We start from the raw sequence: 17,640 nt of genomic DNA, 5'->3' as shown, positions 1-17,640 counted from the left end.
AGGAGTCAAAGTGAACAAACTCGAAATTGCACCTCACATGCTTTACCGTGCCGCAAAGTCTTACGTTCAAGCCGAAGACGATTTTGACTACATCCAAGCAATTTTACTTGCTGGATCTGCAATGTACATTTGTGAGCCTTTGTTGAAGGAACAAGGGAAGAAGTCGCAAGCAATATTGAGAGCAGAGCGAGTAACCAAACTACGTGAAGCAAAGTCTAAGATGGTTAACAATAAGCTGGAAATTGAGTGGGGCGCAAAACCAATAACAAATAAAGAGAAGAGAGAAATTCGGAAGTTTGTCAGAGAGGAAGATAGAAAAGTATACAATTCCCTAAAACATGCGGGATTCTTTTCTCAAGGTAATGTTGTTAAGAAAGCAAGTGACGATCTTGATATGGTCGATGTTTTGGGTGATAACCTTGATTTTTGTAGCGCAGCAGAAGAAATAATCATCGACGCAATACAAGATTATAAGACTCTAGATTTTAACGGAGGCTTTAAACCGTACGATTTACCAATCGAGATCCGTCGTGTGATCAATTGTATCTTTTTAGAGGATGCCTTCGAAGAAGCATAAAGGGATGGGGATGACCATCGAAGTAATGGTTAGACTTATAAATCTGACTGCGAGGTGTCGTTCCTTAATAAACTGCTTTCCATGCTCGACACATAAAAATACTTAACATGACAATCATTCGAATAACTTTTGGTAGGGCAAGTCACCGTGAACAGAATGTGAATGAGCTTTTAATCTAAACAACTTTGGGGCAGAACCAATTTAGACTAACCCACATTAGTGAAGCGCGAGACTCTACAGTTGCTATTTTGTCTCAGTGTGGTGTCGTTTCACTTTCCGAACCAGTAAGTTTCTACGGTTCTACGATCACACCTGTTCGTTTGACGAAACAGCCGTTTTTAGTATTGGGATAAGCCTGCTGATTGTCTATTCTTGATAAATAATGAGGAAGTCGAGAGTTTTTACCCTTACGAATTGAAATGTAGCCAAATCACTGCTTTACTTTTACGCCAATATGCACCCCATTGCATTAATTGTGATTTTCAAACTTTTTGAAGATCTTTTCCCAACTGGCGACTATGCCCTGTAACACACTAAAATAGAGTGATACACCGCTGTTGATTTGAGGACAGTTTAATGAAAAAAACCATCTTACTCACTGGTGCGACTGATGGCATCGGTTTGGAGACCGCGAAGCAGTTGGTAACTAAAGGTCACCACTTATTGCTCCACGGACGAAATCCGGAAAAGCTATCTGCCGCCGTCGAACAGTTGAAAACACTCTCTCCAACAGCCTCTATTGAACCGTTCGTCGCAGACCTGTCCCGCTTTCAAGATATAGAGCAACTGGTATCGTCGATAGCGCAAAAACATAAGCACCTTGATGTCATTATTAACAATGCAGGGGTCTTTAGTACCTCTTCACCCATGACATTAAACGGTTTAGATGTGCGCTTTGTCGTCAATACCATTGCTCCTTACCTTATTACTAAAGGTCTAATACCATTAATGGGCAACCAAGGAAGAATCGTCAATGTTTCATCTGCTGCCCAAACCACGGTGGATCTCGCTGCACTAAAAGGCCAGCGACAATTAAGCGATAACGCGGCTTATGCGCAAAGCAAATTAGCCATTATTATGTGGACCAATACTTTAACCGCACATCAAAAACTTGGTCGTCCTCTAATGGTATCGGTAAACCCTGCTTCTATGCTTGGCAGCAAAATGGTCACTGAGGCCTACGGTGTTGTTGGAGGGGACTTATCCATTGGCGCCGATATTCTTACTCGGGCGGCATTGAGCAGTGAGTTTGACCAAGCAGACGGGCTCTATTTCGACAATGATCTGGGCAAATTCGCCAAACCACACCCAGATGCTCTTGACCAACGCAAAGCCAAACAGGTAACCGATACTATTGATCGCATTGTAAGTGAACTTGGGGTTGAGCAAATTTAACTCTTTGCGAGCATTGTGCTAGATTGCAGCCACATGCAACTATCAATGCCTAGTATGAAGCTCGCACTATTTGATTTTGACGGTACCATCACCAACAAAGATACCTATACAGAATTTCTGTTTAGCGTATCTTCTCGATCGCGTATTTCATTGGGGCTGTTAATTGCTTCACCAGTAATACTCGCCTACAAGCTAGGTTGGTTACCAGCGAGTAAAACTCGGCCAATTCTCTCTCGTGTCACTTTCTGGCGTCGCTGCTGTCATCAAGTCCAGCGTGGTGCAGACAATTACGTCACTCATACTCTAGCCAACCATATTCGTCCCGAAATGTTGGAAAAAATAGAGTGGCATCAATCTCAAGGTCATCGCGTAGTGGTTGTGTCAGCCAACTTAGATATCCTAATTAAAACTTGGTGTAGCAAATACAATTTAGAATGGGTTTGCAGCGAGTTGGAAGTCACTCAAGGTCGTTACAGTGGTCGATACCTAAAGGGGGACTGTAGCCATGAAAACAAAGTGCATTTTCTCAAACAGCACCTCGATTTAGATCTTTATCAGTACGTTTATGCCTATGGTGATACCGAAGAAGACTACCCGCTTTTGTCATTGGCAAACGAAGCATTTTTTAAAGGAAAACCATACACTTGCCGCTAAACTAAGCGAATAATTCAGAGTTTTGTCAATTATTACGCATCTCCATTCACAAACCTTAGTTGATGTGATATCAGTTAATTAATAATAACATCACTACGGAAAGCTCTGTGATTGCGCGTGAATGGAAAGCGACCTGCCCTTTAAAGTTTCAGGACGCTTTTAAGAATTACCTCTTCAAAAACTTTATCAAAGAGTCATCGAAAAAAAGTGGCTTTATACGAGCTCAAATACTCACTCGCGATTTAGGCAAAGAGGTAGAAATTACCCTGATCACCTATTGGAGCTCCATTGAGAGTATCGCCCAGTGTGAAGGGCAAGGGGACGATATCGCGAAACTCTGCCTTCAAAGCGATCAATTTCAGTTAAAGTTCAATCGGTTCATCCATCAATATCGAGTGAAAGAGCCGGAACTATCAGAGGCATAAAAAGGAAAACCGGCGCGCACGCCGGTTTTGTTTTACTTCACCAAACTTACTGCTTGTCCGGTGGAGGGGGGGAGCTGTCCTGACAGAACTTTAGCCGCTGCTTTAGCACTTTCAGGTCTTGCGGAATGCGCACATAGGTAGTGATTGACTTCGGGGTATCTAAGTAAGTCATAGGGGCTTCTCAGGGCGACCACTACCGCGTTCGGATAATCAGCAATCACTTCTTTGACGGTTTGCTGGGCCTCTACCTGAGCAAAATCTTCTCCCGGTAGTGGGTGATTTTCGGTAACAATCACTAGCTGGCTGTCGCGTTCAACGGGTAACTCTGCACGATTGATCTCTATGACATTAGATAGGTTCGCTACTAATTGATCGGCAAAATAAGCGTATCCACCTACCGCTTGGTTTGGCCCAATACCTCGTGGGTTCATTAGATTTCCATAAGCCGATTGAGGGGTCGCATTGAGAAGGTAAACGGGCTTTTCTTTGAGCGACACCCCTCCCCTAATCCAAGTCACCGCCGCTAATGCACAGCTATCAGCAACGGACTGATTTTTCTCTAGCGTTTGTTGCTGATAAAAATCCATAGGGACTAGCTTGTCTAACTTAAACTGGACGATTCGCTCAAGTGCTTTGTCAATGACCGACGAGTCTAACTCCCCTTTCTCTACTGCATCGATAATGCCGTGAATCATTGCCAACTGTTTGTCGAGGTACGAATCACTGTGGTCATAGTGTTCTTCCGAAAGCATTATCATGGTAATACCTGCTTTCATCGCTTTGACCGCTGCATCAACTGGCGTGTAATGGTTGACAATTGCCCCCATATTCATGGAATCGGAAATGATGATGCCATCAAACTTCATCTGTTCACGCAGTATCTCTTCCAAAATTACCGATGAAAGCGTCGCTGGATGCGTCTTATCAATTTGTGGGTAGAGAATATGACTCGTCATAATCAGGTCAACGCCCGCATCAATCGCCGCTTGAAACGGTGCTAAGTCTTGCTCTTTGAGAACCGCCAGCGATTTGTCCACTTTGGGTATATCTCGGTGCGTATCGCCATGAGTATCACCGTGACCGGGGAAGTGTTTACCACAAGCTAAAATTCCCCCAGCGTGTAAACCATGTACAGCCGCCGCAGAGTGATTCGAAACTTTGTTGGGTTGGTCACCAAACGAACGCGTATCGATAATCGGAGATTCTGGATTAAAGTTCACGTCACAGCAGGGTCCAAGAATGCAGTTAAAGCCAGCACTTCTCATCTCTTGACCAAACACTTGGTACATAGACTTGGTGTTGTCTGTTGCGTCATTTACACCCAGAGCCAAGTTTCCCGGCCCTGTTGTAGATTCGCCGACTAACACCCCCCACGCGCCTTCTTGATCAACGCCAGATAGCAGTGGAAGTCGGTTGTTTGCCGCCAGAATGGCTTGCAGATCTTGATTGAGCTGGCGTGCTTCTTCAAAGGTTTCAGCATTGTCTTGACTGAGATAACAACCACCGAGGTTGTACTCTTCGATCATTACTCGCGCCTGCTGCGCCGATTTGCCCGGAAACGCGAGAATAAAGAGCTGTCCCACCTTTTCCTTTAGGCTCCAGCTTTGGATAATTTGTTCAACTTGTTGTTTACTCATGACCTATTCCTTAGCTAAAGCGAATTAGTTTTTACTTCTCAGTTGACGGATTTGTCCCATAGTGAAAGTCACCGCCACAATTACTATGATCCCGCGTAGAATCAACTGCTGGTCTACGTTCAGGCCCATCAAAATCAGGCCGTTGTTTACCATACCCATAATCAGCGCTCCAATGACTGAACCAATCACCGTACCTTTGCCACCAAACAGGTTGGTGCCACCTATGATGACCGCCGCAATCACCAGCATTAAGTCATTTTCACCAAGGGTGTATCGCGCGCTGTGCAATCGGCCTGAGTAAAGTATGCCTGCCAAAGCGGCAAGAAAACCATTGAGCATCAGGACATAAAGCTTGATGCGATTGACATTAATCCCAGAATACATGGCAGAGATTTTGTTGCCGCCCGTCGCGAGAACGTGTTTACCAAAGGTGGTGTTTCTAAGTACAAACGCACCAACGACGGTCACCAGCAGCGCCCAAATAAAGAGCACTGAAAACGGCCCCACATCCCCTGAACCGAAAATAAACACATAAGTATCGTTATCGATTGGGATCGATTGCAGCGAAGTTGACCAACGCGCAATACCGGTAATGATGCCCGTTGTACCAAGGGTAACTAGGAAAGATGGGATACCAACTTGAGTAACAAACAAGCCGTTGATAGCACCGACCATAGTCCCGACCATCAGCGCGGCTGAAAATGCCAGTAATATGCTGTCCGTCTCTTGCAGTGTTAAGGCCGACACTATCGCGGCCAGCGCTACTGTCGCACCAAAGGAGAGATCAATTTCTGCGGCACTTAACACAAACGTCATACCCACGGCCATAATGGCGATCGTCGCTGTCTGTCGCGCAATATTCATCAAGTTCACCGAGGTCAAAAAGCCCTTGTCGTGCAAGACCACCGAGAAGAAAACGAAGATGCCAACGAACACGAGGTAAATTATGTAGTCCCGCCACTGAATTGGGCTTTTTTTGTTACTTAAGGACAAAGTTTTTTCGTTCATAGTCATATCCCTACGATTACTGCACAGCTGCTAGTAGGCCTTCTTCACCTACTGATTGTTCTTCTAAGGTGCGTACCACTCTGCCTTTATTTACAATGTAAATCACATCGCAGAAGTTGGCGATCTCACCATATTCACTGGACACAAAAATCACCCCGTTGCCCTGTTGGACATACTGGTTAACGATTTTCATGATTTCATATTTTGCGTTGATATCGATGCCAAAAGTGGGGTCGTCTAACAGTAAGACTTTGGCATCGGTTGACATACATTTGCCAATCACCACTTTCTGCTGATTCCCTCCCGATAAGAACCGAACAGACTGCGCGATACCCGTCGTCTTAACTCCGAGTTTCTCCACTGCCGTTTTCACCAAAGACTGGCCTCTGGGCTTATCGATTACAGCCCCTTTCGTTATTCGGTCAAAAGAGGACATCAGCACGTTGTCTTCCACCGAAAAATCGAGCACTAATCCTTGAGTGCGGCGCTCTTCGGGTACCATATTTATCCCGAGATCTATCGCGTCTTTCGGCGAGCGAATATTGGCTTTTTGTCCCTCGAACCAGATCTCTCCGCTCGTAGTTGGCGTTAAACCAAATATGGCTTCTAAAACTTCGGTTCTTCCGCTGCCAAGCAATCCAGCCAAACCAACCACTTGGCCAGGCATCACTTTTAAACTCACCGAGTCGATATCTACCGTGGACACGTTTTTCAACTCAAGTAAGGGGGTATGTTGCGCCGTTGCTATTCGCTCCCATTCAATGTTGGTTTGGGTGCGGTTACCTAGCATAGCTTCAACAAGTGCTTCTACCGAGGTGTTTTTGGTATCTTCCTCAAGTACTGTATACCCATCTCTTAGCGCTGTTACCCTATCGCAAATAGTGATGATATCGTTGAGGTAGTGAGTGATGTAGATAATAGAAATACCGCGTGATTTCAGGGTATTAATTACCCTAAACAGATCTTGTATTTCATTGTTTGACAATGATGCCGTCGGCTCATCTAGCACAATAATTTGCGCGTCTTGAGCGAGAGCTTTCGCTATTTCTACAAACTGTTGCTGACCCACACTCAAACTGTCAACCTGTGCACCGGGGTCGAGATCGACTCCCAACAGTTCGAGCACGGGTAGCGCTTTTTGGTAGCGCTCTCTATTAGAGATCAGGCCAAAAGATTTGGTGCTTTTCCCCGTTAAAAAAAGATTGTCGGCAACAGAAAGAGTCGGAACCAAACTCAGATCTTGATAAACCATAGCGATGCCCAGTTTGTGAGCTTGCTGAGTATTAGTGAAAGCGACTTCGCGACCAAACAACTTAACCTTTCCAGAGTCGCGTTGATGGTAGCCATTGAGTATTTTCACTAAGGTAGATTTACCGGCACCGTTCTGGCCGACGATGGCATGAACTTCCCCTTTTTTTAGGGAAAAGCTCACGTCTTTTAATACCGGCGTACCGTCAAAGGCTTTGCTTATACCGGTAGCTTCAATCGCATAACTTTCCATACTTACCCCAACAAAAAAACCTCGCCTCTGGCGAAAGCCAGAGGACGAGTAACGAATTATTTGGTCGCTAACTTGTTAAGCGCTTTTATGACCGCTTCAGGTGGCTGGCGACGAAGGGCGTCTTGCCACGCTTGCGCCAAGTTCTCTTGCGTTACACCAGTTGCGCTTACCGTCACAAATGGAGGAGTATCAACATCAAGAACGGCTAATGCTCCCATATTCGCAAGCGTCTGGCCCAAATCGTAAGGAAGGTCAGTCACAACGCCGGCGACATTTCGGCCTTTCGCCATATCAAGTGCATTCGCCGCACCCAAGTCCATAGTGATCACTTTTATATCTTTTCGACCTGCCGCGCGAGTCGCTGCCACTACCCCTTCTGCGATACTGTCCCAAGGGGCGTAAATCGCTTTGATAGTTGGGTTTTGCATCATCATCGCAGACGCCACCATTTCACCATCATTGGCATTGGCGATCCCGCGCTTCACTTTGACTTTGATATTTGGGTAGTTCTTCTCTAAGTGAGTTAACACCGCTTGGTCTCTCTGATTGGTGACGTAATAATTCGCTTCGTGATACAAGAAGCCGATTTCGCCTTCACCACCAATCGCATCTGCAATCAAGTCTGCGGCAATTCGTCCCATATCAAACAAATCGTCAGTCACTATGCCAGCGTAGTCTTTTCCGTGCTCAAAACCTGAAGGCAGATTACTAATTAGAACGAGCTCGGCTCCTTGTTCTACTGCGGGTTTAAATGCTGCTGCCCCTGATACAGGGTCGACCACAAGAGTGATAATGATATCCGGCGACATTGCATGGCGGTTTCGACATCGGTTTTTTGCTTATTGGCATTAAACTCGGCGTCAGTGACGGCAACAACTTCTATATTGAGCTGAGAGAACTTGTCTTTTGCACCAGTGATCAGTGCATTAGACCAATCAGAAGTGCTATGCATCAGTATTGCCGCTGTTAAGTTTTTAGCTTTTACCTGATCCGCTTGTGCTGGCGATAAATTCACTTCCGTGTGCGCGGTTGGGAGTTCCCCATTCGGGCCTACGGTTGAATCGGCGATTACTGGTGCACTCGCCAAGAGTAAACTACCTAGTGCAGTACCTATAATTGACTTTGAAACACGTAACATACTCATGATTGTCTCCGTTCATATGAGTGATGGTTAGGTATATTATAGGTATAAAATGGGTATTAATGAGATCGAGATCTTGTTAATTAAATGTTACTTGGTGATTGTTGTCTCATTTTTAGCCATTTTAGCTCAAGTTTTACTGGGCAATCATTCTGTAAATGTAAGGTTAACGAAGAAGTAATTTGATAATACCCACACAATACCTATACAATACCCAAGCATTAGGTAGTATTGTTTGTATCGGCCGATAATGCATCGCCAAAAATTTAGATATAGGAAGCGTTTAGCCCAGCAATGAGCAATATAGAATTAAACATTTATCAGCAACTCTTGACTCAAAATGATATCTATTTCGTCGCGTTTGAGCGGGACGGTCAAATCATTGCTACCAACTATCCAGTGCAAACTCTTCAGTTAAGAGAACTCGACGACCTAGTGTTTCTACTTGGTCCTACCTTTCTCAAACAGATAAAAGACGCGGTGGTATCCAATGCTTTTCTACCGCCGTTTAGTATCACGCACCTAAATTTTGCTTTAAATCAGTTGGGGAATGATCCTGTTTGGTGCTTACAAATCACTCAAACTGCAGAGACCCAAGAAGCGTCTCCTCACCATTTGGATCAGGACTACCAATCTATTAACGAGCTTGAAAATGCATTGCAGTTGTTTAATCAAGCAGTAGCGAATGGCATCAACGATGACTTGCAGACGCAAATTCGCGAACAACACTTACCTCAGGTAGAAGAGGCGTTAAGCAAGCTTCAAGATCCAGTGTTAAAGAGCTGCCTTGAAATCGTTAAAAGCAGTATGAATAACTTAATGAGCGAGCACAGCGGTATTAATAGCCAACTACTTGAACTTCTCACTCCATCAGAGCTTCAGGTCGCCGAGTTTATTAGAAGCGGAATGTCGAGTCAGGAAATTGCCAACGCATTAAATGTTGCGCGCAAGACCGTAGAAAACCATCGCAACAATCTGCGCAGTAAACTGGGGATCACCAATCGCGGCGTTAATCTGCGTAGCTATTTAATGAGTTTAGAAAAGTAAGTTAGCACTCACTAAATCGATAGCACATTAAAAATAAAGCGCAGTAAAAGCTGCGCTTTTTTTGTGGGGTTTAGCACTACACTTCTTTCAATCTAGCGGTAAAGTGCCTCAGTACCTTGGGCTCATATGTAAATTCTAAACCTTTCACTTTTTCAGCGTCTGCTTTAACTTTCTCAAAGGCTTCAATAATAAAATCCATATGAGATTGAGTATAAGTTGCTCTAGGTAGAGTTAACCTCATTAGCTCTGCTGGGCTCGGATGCTGCTTGCCTGTTACAGGATCTCTGCCCAGTAGTAGCGAACCAATTTCAACCGCTCGTATTCCTGCCACTTTGTACAGCTCGCAGGCTAGAGCATGGGCAGGAAACTGCTCTGGGGGAATGTGAGGAAGGAGTTTTCCTGCATCGACAAATGCTGCATGGCCACCAGCCTGCTGACAAACCACTCCAATGGATTCCAAGCCTTCAACCAAATATTGAACTTGAGAGATCCGGTATTTCAACCAATCTTCTCGCATACCATCGTATAATCCTACTGCCAGCCTCTCCATTGCTCCCCCTTCCAGTCCACCGTACGTGGGGAAACCTTCTTGTACTACACATAAGGTACGGCATTCGTTGTACTCATCTAACATGGTGTCGTCTTTAAAGCACAGCAATCCACCCATCTGAACCATGGCATCCTTTTTGGCTGACATTGCCAACAGGTCGGTATATTTGTAACTTTCGCGGGTGATGTCTGCGATAGACCAATCTTGATAATCACTTTCCCGCTCTTTAATAAAGTAAGCATTCTCAGCAAAACGGGCTGAATCCATTACCACCGGAATATCATAGCGCTGTGCCACTTCATAGACCGCTTTGAGATTAGCAATAGAGACTGGCTGACCACCAGCGGAGTTACAGGTGATGGTACTGACAATATACGGAACATTTTCGGCACCCGCTCGATAATGGCATGCTCTAATTTTTCTATATCGAAGTTACCTTTAAAATCTTCATTTACTGACGTGTTAAATGCGTTTTCGGTGTACACATTTTTAGCGACACAGCAGTTGATTTGGGTGTGTCCCTGAGTGGTGTCGAAAAAGTAATTTGATAGAGCGACCATTTTGCTACGGTCTAAACCTTTTTCTTTTTCTCGTTTACTAATCAAAACCGGGATGTAAATTTGCTCCGCGCCTCGGCCTTGATGGGTTGGTATCGTGTGCTGATAGCCAAAAATATCTCTGACTGCATCGGCCAGTGCGTGATAGCTGCGACTGCCACTGTACGCTTCATCACCACGCAACATTGCTGCCTGCATATCTTGGGTAATCGCTCCAGTACCACTATCGGTCAATAGGTCGATAAAGATATCTTCACTGTCTAGTAAAAATGGATTCATCCCCGCCTTTTCAAGCGCAGCTTCGCGATAATCTCGCGTGGTGCGTTTTACCGGTTCTATCACGCGAATTCGAAATGGTTCGGGTAAGTGTTTAAAATTATCCATAGTTCGTTCTCTTATTTTGGGCAATAAAAACCCGAACAAAGAAATATTGAAAAATTATCAATAATCTCTTTGTACTTATATTATTTTAAGATTGAAAACCTATATAAAAACAGGTAAACATCGTATTAATTAACGAGTCTTAAATACTGCAAGTTGGAAAGTTTATAGACCTGATGGCATTTAAACTAAAGAACAGCAGAAGACTCTGCATTGAGAGAGAAGCTATGCAGGAAAGTGGAAAGCGATTTTGTAGTCAATAGTAAACCAGATACTAGAATTGTTGCAGATACCCATGTAATCACCTATTTGAATTGGTGTCCAATTTCAAACCAATCAAATTCATTATCTATAAATATAGTCAAAGGTCATTTAAATTACAGCAAAAACGAGAGATTAATAACAAAACGGCACTATTCTGATTTCCTATTGATTTATAGACTTTGCTATTAAAACGACAAACAATATGCATTCAATTACAGGCTACATATCTCATTAATAAATATTAAAAAGAGCAATATTATTATGTTAGTAACAATATTGCTCTATCAGTTTCAAACTAAAAGGTGTGGGCGCTTATTCAAGGCACACGCTTTGAGTGATGTTGAGGTCTTCAACAAAGTCTGCGTCGTGACTTACCAAGATAAAACCGCCTTTGTACTGCTTTAAAGCGCTTGCCAGAACCTGCTGGCTTTCCAAATCAAGGTGATTGTTCGGCTCATCTAAGAGCAAAAATGGTTGGTCTTGTCGATGACTGACTGCCAGTATAGATAACTTCATCTTCTGCCCTCCGCTCAAAGTGCTAACTCGGTTGAGTACTTCATCTCGTCTAAAACCGATTCCAGCTAACAACGTACGCGCATCTGTTTGCGTCGTTCCTGCGCATCTGCTCATTAAAAACTCCAACAAGGTTGGATCGGTAGAATCCATTGAGAAATGCTGGTCTAGGTAACACACTTCGCCATTCACTCTAAGATCGCCAGAATAACCTTTGACCTCTCCGGAGATAATCTTTAGCAGAGTCGATTTTCCGCTACCATTGCGCCCCCCTAGATAGAGTTTATCTCCGTTGGAACATTGAAAGGAGATCGGTTGAGTACTGCCAAACGGCAATACCAGATTCCACAATGTGAGTAACGGCTTTTTCTTCTGTTCCACATTTTGAAGATGGATTTTTGGCAGTACTTCTACAGCTTGGCTATCACGTAACGAATGCTTTAGTTCATTGAGCTCTTTCAGGGCTTTTTGTTCTTGACGAACCCGAACTCCCGCAGACTGCTCAGCGCTGTTCTTTAACCCATTGAGTAAGATTTTCGGTTGATCCCCCCGCCTTCTAGCCTGCTTACCTACGGCCGATCGTTGCTGGGCTTTCTCAAGGTTTTTTTGGCGAACCCGTTCCAGTTTCTTCTGCTCTTTTTCTGCATTCTCAAGCTGCTTATCTAGTGCATTTTTCTGTCGTTCAAACTGCTTAGCATAATAGTCATAATTGCCACCAAACTCCTGTACACCTTTGCTATCTAGCTTCCATATCGTGTCCATCGCCCTTAACAATTCTCTGTCATGGCTGATAAGCAAAATAGCTCCCGTATAGCTATGAACTAAATCGAGTAACCACTTTTTCCCCACTGAATCGAGGTGATTGGAAGGCTCGTCTAGAATCAGTAAATCTCGGTCATTTTGAAATAATGACCAAAGTTGAAGACGAGTTAGTTGGCCGCCACTCAGCGATTGGCAGAGCGTGGAAGGAGGGCAATCTATCCCCATTGATTGCAATATCTCTGTTACCTCATCACGTAGCGTCCATTGCTCCGCGACTCGTTCAAACACTTGTGGGTCACAACAACCTTGTTCTATCTGATCGAGTGCATCTAATACCTTTTTCACACCTAAAAACTCGGCGATACAGGTTTGCGTATCGACACTGACATTGGTTTGCTGGCGATAAATAGCGATATTCAGATTGCCATTTACACTGCCTTCACAAGGTTCGATGTCCTTGCAAAGTAACGAAGCCAGCACTGATTTTCCCACACCATTTCGTCCCACTAAGCCTATACGGCGGCTAGAAAGAGACAGAGAAACGTTTTGAAATAGGGGGGTTCCATTTTCGCAATTAAAGCCCAATTGACTGGTTAAAAATGTTGGCATTTTTGCCTCCTGTTGTATCAGGGACAATTGGCGCAAACGGCAAAATAGCCGACCATGACTTACAATTACATTAAAGAGGTGATGTGATAGTAAGGAACAAGCTACGCCCACTAACCCTGTAGATCCAATTAGAAATAGTTAAAAACGGATGACAGGATTTAGTTATTCATGTAGGCGTAAACTCCAAAAGAAATGATGCCGTATCTTATCCATAGATACGGCTTATATGCAAGTCGTGATTATCCAACTGGTTTGCACGTCGCTTTTTTTGGCCGTTCCGTGATCGAATTACTTCCAAAAACATATGAATACCGACGGATTAATCTAGAGACTATTATGAGAAATATCATAATACTAGGTGCTCATGGCGGGATCGGAGAGGCCCTAGTTAAAGCGTGTTTAACTCGCTATTCAGATTGCCAGATTTATGGCAGCTTCTACAGAGGTGCTCCTTCATATGAGCACAAACGTCTGCATTGGGTTCCATTTAATGCACTAGACGAAAGTGCATACCTCAACTTGGCTAGCCAAATAGAAGACGTAGACTGGATTATTAACACCATCGGCATTTTAAGTTCTCAGACTCAAGGCCCAGAAAAATCATTGAGCCAGTTTGGGGCTGAGTTCTTTAATACCAATATCCAACTCAACACTGTCCCTACACTCTTTTTGGCAAAACACTTCACCGAACACATGCAAAATTCAGATTCACCTAAGCTCGTCACCCTTTCTGCCAGAGTAGGCAGTATTTCGGACAACAGACTTGGGGGATGGTATAGCTACCGTTGTTCCAAAGCGGCTTTAAACATGGCGATAAAAACCATTAGTGTCGAATGGGGACGCGCTCTCCCCCAAGGCTGCATATTAGCGCTGCATCCAGGCACTGTAGATACCGCGTTATCGCAAAAATTTCTCCACTCTCAAAAAACCATTTTCACTCCACAACAGGCCGCGAATCAACTGCTTGATGTGATCGAAAGTAAAGACGCCAGACAGAGTGGTCGCTTCTATGCTTACAACGGTTCAACCATACCTTGGTGAACATTTACATCAGAAAACTCACACAAATTACCCGAACATTTTGTGACCAATCGCCAATTATGTTCTAGCCTTAATGTTATTAATATCATCATAGGCGGCAAAAGATGGCGTTGAGCATTGTCCAGAGGACCATTCTCGGTTACCTGATTATGTTTTTACTTCTCGCTCTGCTAGGTGGGATCAGTTATTGGAAGTTGGTAGGAGTGAACTCAGATGTCAATGAGGTCACTGAAGAGGCTACCCCACTTTTGGTTAATAGCTCAAAACTCTATGTCACCATCCTCACCAGTCAGCGAAACCTTCTAGAGTATCTGACCTACCAGTCTGAAAGTCAGCTTCCCCCCGTCGAAAAAGCGTATGAAGAGCAGAAAGCGGCGTTTAGAGACGAAATTGAGCAGATAAAAAGTCAGACCAACAACAGCGATATTTCCGAGCAGATCGAACAACTTGCCAATGACTACTTCGCCAAAGGAGACCAGATTATGGCACTCCACAGTGAGTCGTTGATGATCAATCAATCCTTGATAGCCGCGAGAGGCGAATTTGTTAAGTACGAAGATGCTTTCCAAAAAGTCACAACTCTTTTGATAGATAAACTGGGGAAAAGTCGTTCTCAACGAAATAAAGTAGACCGCTTGACCAGCGGCGTAAAACGCGATTTGAAAGAGTTGAGAACCGCCCGTCAAGATATGGATTTACCAAAGCTCATTGATGATTTTGAGAAAAACCTTCAAAAAGCCAAAGCTGGCATTCGCGACGTAAAAATCAGTAAAGGCTGATCACCCGATTTGAAAAAGTGGTTGATAAACTCGCGGCAGCGGGGATCTCTGAAACTGGGATGCTTCCCCTCATGCTGAGATATAAAAACCAACAATCCGAAATTCGCGCCCTCATTGATAATGTACGGGTTCAAACCCGAAATATGGAAGTCCTCTTGGAGCAGTTGAACACTGAAGCCCTTAATCAGGTGGAACAGGCGAAACTGACTACCGAAGCCTCGGTGAAAAACGCTGAGTTCCTTATCATCTTAGTTTCACTACTTTCAGGCTTAGTCGCCGCGATCATTGGCTATCTCACTTCCCGAGCGATCCATAAACCACTATCTATGATCAACCGCGTTTTGAGGAAAATGACGCAAGGGGATATGACCCACACGGTGCACTACGATTCAAAATGCGAATTTGGCGAACTGTCCCAGTCCATAGACCAAGTGGTTTCGGGCATGAAAGAAGTGTTAGGTGAAATTAACACCGGCTCTGGCAGTTTGGCTTCAGAGGCGCAAAACGCATTGAAGATCAGCGAATCGACGATGACAAGCGTATCCACTCAGAAAGCCAAAATAGAACTCGTTGCCGCCGCAATCACCCAAATGGAAGTAAGTGTGTCTAATGTCTTCAGCTCTACCGAACAGTCACAACAGATGGTAACGGAGGCCAACGAGCACACTCAAACAAGCAGAGACCAAGTTGCGACAAATCTTGCCCAAGTTGAACAGTTACTTGATTACGTCAACACCGCCAGTGAAATTACCGGTAAATTGGACGAGTTCAGTAACAATATTGGTAGCATTCTCGACGTTATTCGCAATATCGCAGAACAGACCAATCTGCTTGCCTTAAACGCGGCGATTGAGGCAGCAAGAGCGGGGGATCACGGGCGTGGGTTTGCCGTGGTAGCCGATGAAGTGAGAACACTGGCCAACCGAACCCAGCAATCCACCGTAGAGATTCAAACCATGATTGAGAACCTACAAGCCAGTTCTAAACAGGTAGTCGACGTCATGTCAGAAAGTCAGGCTAAGACTATGGATTGCGTTGAGCAGAGCCGAGTGACCGACGAAACACTTCAATTAGTTGCCGAGCGAATGGAAGCGATACACCGAATGAGTATCGAGGTCGCTCACGCCTCTCAAGAGCAGATAGAAGTCAGTAAAAACATTGCTGAAAACATTAACCAGATTGCCGAAGTGGCGAGTCACACAGAATCCGAAGCCAGTGGCGCAGCATCAGTTAGTGATGTTTTGGCCAAGTTGGCTGACCAGCAACGAACTCTCGTCCAGAGATTTAAGCTATAAACCAACCTCACTAAGCATAGATGCGAAAGGGGAATACAATGAAACACAAATCACGTCTGTACCTTCTGGCGTTACTAGCAATGCCAACGGTTGCGTTAAGTGGCACACTCACCATCGAAAGCTGGCGCGAAGATGGCGACACTTGGAACAACGTAATACTGCCCGCCTTTAACAAGGCGCATCCCGACATTAAAGTGGATTACAGGCACACCACAGCCACGGATTACAACTCAGCACTCAATGATCGTCTCGCCAGCGGCAGTGCGGGAGACATTATCACTTGTCGACCTTTTGATGATTCGTTAAAGCTGTTTGAAGCGGGACATTTGGTGGATCTTACCGACATAGATGGCATGGAAAACTTCCCTTCTTTTGCTCAATCTGCATGGCAGACCGATGATGGAGCGGTGACGTTCTGTTTGCCTTTGGCGTCGGTTATACACGGATTCTTTTACAACAAAGGTATCTTTGCAGAAGTAGGGGTGAAAGAACCGACAACCGTTGAAGAATTTTTCGCTGCGTTAGAAGCGATTAAGGCCAATGGCAAATACACGGCGTTAGCTATGGGTACTAACGATAAGTGGGAAGCGGCCACCATGGGTTTCCAAAACATTGGACCTAACTACTGGCAAGGTGAAGACGGACGCATCGGATTGATTGATGGTGAGGGAAAACTCTCTAACCCAGAATACGTGGCGGTGTTTGAGCAGCTCGGCCAGTGGGGTGCATACATGGGAGAAGGTTTTCAAACCAGAACTTATAACGATGCTATCGCAATGTTTGCCGATGGACAGGCCGCTATTTATCCCGCCGGTTCTTGGGATATTTCTGCCTTCAGCGACAAAATGGACTTAGGCGTATTCAGACCGCCAGTAGTCAATGGTGGCGATGATTGCTTTATCAGTGACCATACCGATATTGGTATTGGTATTAACGCCAATAGTAAAAATATCGACGAAGCGCTTCTGTTAATCGAATGGATGTCGAGTGAAGAGTTTGCAGAACTGTTTACTAACGCTCTGCCCGGATTTTTCTCTCTATCCAATCACTTTATCAACGTTGATAATTCAACGGCTCAAACCATGATTGGTTGGCGTGAAACTTGTGATTCAACCATCCGCAACTCTTATCAAATCCTCAATCGTGGTACGCCGGGTTTAGAAACAGAGATCTGGGAAACCAGTGTCGGTGTTATCAACCAAACTATGACACCTCAGGACGCTGCGAATCGACTGCAAACTGGGCTTGAAGGATGGTACAAGCCTTAAAAGTTAACGGAAAAGCCCCCAGCTTTTGCAAAAGTTGGGGGCTTCTTTATAGATTGAGTACAAGATCACCCAATCTTCTAATAATTTTTTAAGCTTCTGTTTTTCTGTCACTATTTTCTATTCTTAGAGATAAATTAAACTCTATTTCTTCATTTCCTGTAAACAACAAGCCATTATGCAAGCAAATGCTTACACACCACTTACAAAACAGTACTTATTTATCTGTACCTCTTGCC

The 17,640-nt window shown here is 44.5% G+C and carries 16 protein-coding genes and 1 pseudogene; 9 read left to right on the top strand and 8 right to left on the bottom strand.

All coding sequences use genetic code 11. The features are described from left to right. Positions 1–10: 10 nt before the first annotated feature. The 4 genes from BLO31_RS07540 (at position 11) to BLO31_RS07525 (ending at position 3,051) form a co-directional block, all read left to right on the top strand. Positions 11–577, top strand: a complete 567-nt coding sequence (locus tag BLO31_RS07540; RefSeq protein ID WP_070964076.1) for a hypothetical protein — start codon at positions 11–13, stop codon at positions 575–577. A 576-nt stretch (positions 578–1,153) separates the two neighbouring features. Next, positions 1,154–1,972, top strand: a complete 819-nt coding sequence (locus tag BLO31_RS07535) for an SDR family NAD(P)-dependent oxidoreductase (RefSeq protein ID WP_070964074.1) — start codon at positions 1,154–1,156, stop codon at positions 1,970–1,972. A gap of 45 nt (positions 1,973–2,017) precedes the next feature. Then, entirely contained in the window at positions 2,018–2,626 is a 609-nt protein-coding gene (locus tag BLO31_RS07530; protein WP_245688423.1) for an HAD family hydrolase, read from the top strand. Positions 2,627–2,733: 107 nt separating this feature from the next. Continuing rightward, positions 2,734–3,051, top strand: coding sequence for a hypothetical protein (locus BLO31_RS07525; RefSeq protein ID WP_070964072.1), 318 nt, complete (start codon positions 2,734–2,736; stop codon positions 3,049–3,051). 32 nt (positions 3,052–3,083) lie between these two features. Here the strand turns inward: BLO31_RS07525 and BLO31_RS07520 are convergent, their stop codons facing one another. Genes BLO31_RS07520 through BLO31_RS24335 form a run of 5 tightly spaced genes read right to left on the bottom strand, consistent with a single transcriptional unit; the run spans position 3,084 to position 8,341 of the window. After that, a complete protein-coding gene (locus BLO31_RS07520) occupies positions 3,084–4,688 on the bottom strand; it encodes a glycoside hydrolase family 3 N-terminal domain-containing protein (protein WP_070964070.1) in 1,605 nt (534 codons plus the stop codon). 24 nt (positions 4,689–4,712) lie between these two features. Beyond that, on the bottom strand, positions 4,713–5,696 hold the full coding sequence (locus BLO31_RS07515) for an ABC transporter permease (RefSeq protein WP_070964068.1): 984 nt from the start codon (positions 5,694–5,696) through the stop codon (positions 4,713–4,715). A gap of 16 nt (positions 5,697–5,712) precedes the next feature. Beyond that, entirely contained in the window at positions 5,713–7,197 is a 1,485-nt protein-coding gene (locus BLO31_RS07510) for a sugar ABC transporter ATP-binding protein (protein ID WP_070964066.1), read from the bottom strand. 56 nt (positions 7,198–7,253) lie between these two features. Next, positions 7,254–8,006 carry a substrate-binding domain-containing protein gene (locus tag BLO31_RS07505; RefSeq protein WP_245688422.1) on the bottom strand — a complete coding sequence of 251 codons (753 nt, stop codon included), beginning with the start codon at positions 8,004–8,006 and terminating at the stop codon, positions 7,254–7,256. Beyond that, positions 7,934–8,341 (bottom strand): hypothetical protein, encoded by a 408-nt coding sequence (locus BLO31_RS24335; protein ID WP_245688421.1) that lies wholly within the window; start codon positions 8,339–8,341, stop codon positions 7,934–7,936. Before BLO31_RS24335 ends, BLO31_RS07505 begins: the two co-directional genes overlap by 73 nt. A gap of 291 nt (positions 8,342–8,632) precedes the next feature. Here BLO31_RS24335 and BLO31_RS07500 point away from each other — a divergent pair, with 291 nt between their 5' ends. After that, positions 8,633–9,385: a response regulator transcription factor gene (locus BLO31_RS07500; RefSeq protein ID WP_070964064.1), complete on the top strand. Its 753-nt coding sequence runs from the start codon at positions 8,633–8,635 to the stop codon at positions 9,383–9,385. Positions 9,386–9,461: 76 nt separating this feature from the next. Here the strand turns inward: BLO31_RS07500 and tnaA are convergent. The 3 genes and pseudogenes from tnaA to BLO31_RS07490 all read right to left on the bottom strand — a co-directional run bounded on the left by tnaA (position 9,462) and on the right by BLO31_RS07490 (position 13,021). Then, positions 9,462–10,876: pseudogene (gene tnaA, locus BLO31_RS07495) on the bottom strand (tryptophanase). 222 nt (positions 10,877–11,098) lie between these two features. Beyond that, positions 11,099–11,170: a tryptophanase leader peptide gene (gene tnaC / locus BLO31_RS25145; RefSeq protein ID WP_084659710.1), complete on the bottom strand. Its 72-nt coding sequence runs from the start codon at positions 11,168–11,170 to the stop codon at positions 11,099–11,101. A gap of 279 nt (positions 11,171–11,449) precedes the next feature. Continuing rightward, positions 11,450–13,021: an ABC-F family ATP-binding cassette domain-containing protein gene (locus BLO31_RS07490; RefSeq protein WP_070964062.1), complete on the bottom strand. Its 1,572-nt coding sequence runs from the start codon at positions 13,019–13,021 to the stop codon at positions 11,450–11,452. 336 nt (positions 13,022–13,357) lie between these two features. Between BLO31_RS07490 and BLO31_RS07485 the strand changes: the two genes are divergently transcribed. The 4 genes from BLO31_RS07485 to BLO31_RS07475 all read left to right on the top strand — a co-directional run bounded on the left by BLO31_RS07485 (position 13,358) and on the right by BLO31_RS07475 (position 17,404). Beyond that, positions 13,358–14,062, top strand: coding sequence for an SDR family NAD(P)-dependent oxidoreductase (locus BLO31_RS07485; protein WP_070964060.1), 705 nt, complete (start codon positions 13,358–13,360; stop codon positions 14,060–14,062). A 104-nt stretch (positions 14,063–14,166) separates the two neighbouring features. Beyond that, on the top strand, positions 14,167–14,841 hold the full coding sequence (locus BLO31_RS24330; RefSeq protein WP_245688420.1) for a CHASE3 domain-containing protein: 675 nt from the start codon (positions 14,167–14,169) through the stop codon (positions 14,839–14,841). A 17-nt stretch (positions 14,842–14,858) separates the two neighbouring features. Beyond that, complete coding sequence (locus BLO31_RS24325; RefSeq protein ID WP_245688419.1) at positions 14,859–16,136, top strand: methyl-accepting chemotaxis protein; 1,278 nt, start codon at positions 14,859–14,861, stop codon at positions 16,134–16,136. 38 nt (positions 16,137–16,174) lie between these two features. Beyond that, positions 16,175–17,404, top strand: a complete 1,230-nt coding sequence (locus BLO31_RS07475) for an ABC transporter substrate-binding protein (RefSeq protein WP_070964058.1) — start codon at positions 16,175–16,177, stop codon at positions 17,402–17,404. Positions 17,405–17,640 lie beyond the last annotated feature (236 nt).

This window comes from Vibrio sonorensis (assembly GCF_001854765.1).
In the GTDB taxonomy this organism is placed as follows: domain Bacteria; phylum Pseudomonadota; class Gammaproteobacteria; order Enterobacterales; family Vibrionaceae; genus Vibrio; species Vibrio sonorensis.
This window is presented reverse-complemented; position numbering and strand designations above follow the sequence as displayed.

What these genes read in the sequence shown, in the direction of transcription:
- BLO31_RS07520 (WP_070964070.1), bottom strand. Translation starts at nt 4,688, where the DNA reads ATGAGTAAACAACAAGTTGAACAAATTATCCAAAGCTGGAGCCTAAAG.
- BLO31_RS24335 (WP_245688421.1), bottom strand. Translation starts at nt 8,341, where the DNA reads ATGAGTATGTTACGTGTTTCAAAGTCAATTATAGGTACTGCACTAGGT.
- BLO31_RS24330 (WP_245688420.1), top strand. Translation starts at nt 14,167, where the DNA reads ATGGCGTTGAGCATTGTCCAGAGGACCATTCTCGGTTACCTGATTATG.
- BLO31_RS07475 (WP_070964058.1), top strand. Translation starts at nt 16,175, where the DNA reads ATGAAACACAAATCACGTCTGTACCTTCTGGCGTTACTAGCAATGCCA.
- BLO31_RS07490 (WP_070964062.1), bottom strand. Translation starts at nt 13,021, where the DNA reads ATGCCAACATTTTTAACCAGTCAATTGGGCTTTAATTGCGAAAATGGA.
- BLO31_RS07530 (WP_245688423.1), top strand. Translation starts at nt 2,018, where the DNA reads ATGCCTAGTATGAAGCTCGCACTATTTGATTTTGACGGTACCATCACC.
- BLO31_RS07500 (WP_070964064.1), top strand. Translation starts at nt 8,633, where the DNA reads ATGAGCAATATAGAATTAAACATTTATCAGCAACTCTTGACTCAAAAT.
- BLO31_RS07515 (WP_070964068.1), bottom strand. Translation starts at nt 5,696, where the DNA reads ATGAACGAAAAAACTTTGTCCTTAAGTAACAAAAAAAGCCCAATTCAG.
- BLO31_RS07505 (WP_245688422.1), bottom strand. Translation starts at nt 8,006, where the DNA reads ATGTCGCCGGATATCATTATCACTCTTGTGGTCGACCCTGTATCAGGG.
- BLO31_RS07485 (WP_070964060.1), top strand. Translation starts at nt 13,358, where the DNA reads ATGAGAAATATCATAATACTAGGTGCTCATGGCGGGATCGGAGAGGCC.
- BLO31_RS07510 (WP_070964066.1), bottom strand. Translation starts at nt 7,197, where the DNA reads ATGGAAAGTTATGCGATTGAAGCTACCGGTATAAGCAAAGCCTTTGAC.
- BLO31_RS07535 (WP_070964074.1), top strand. Translation starts at nt 1,154, where the DNA reads ATGAAAAAAACCATCTTACTCACTGGTGCGACTGATGGCATCGGTTTG.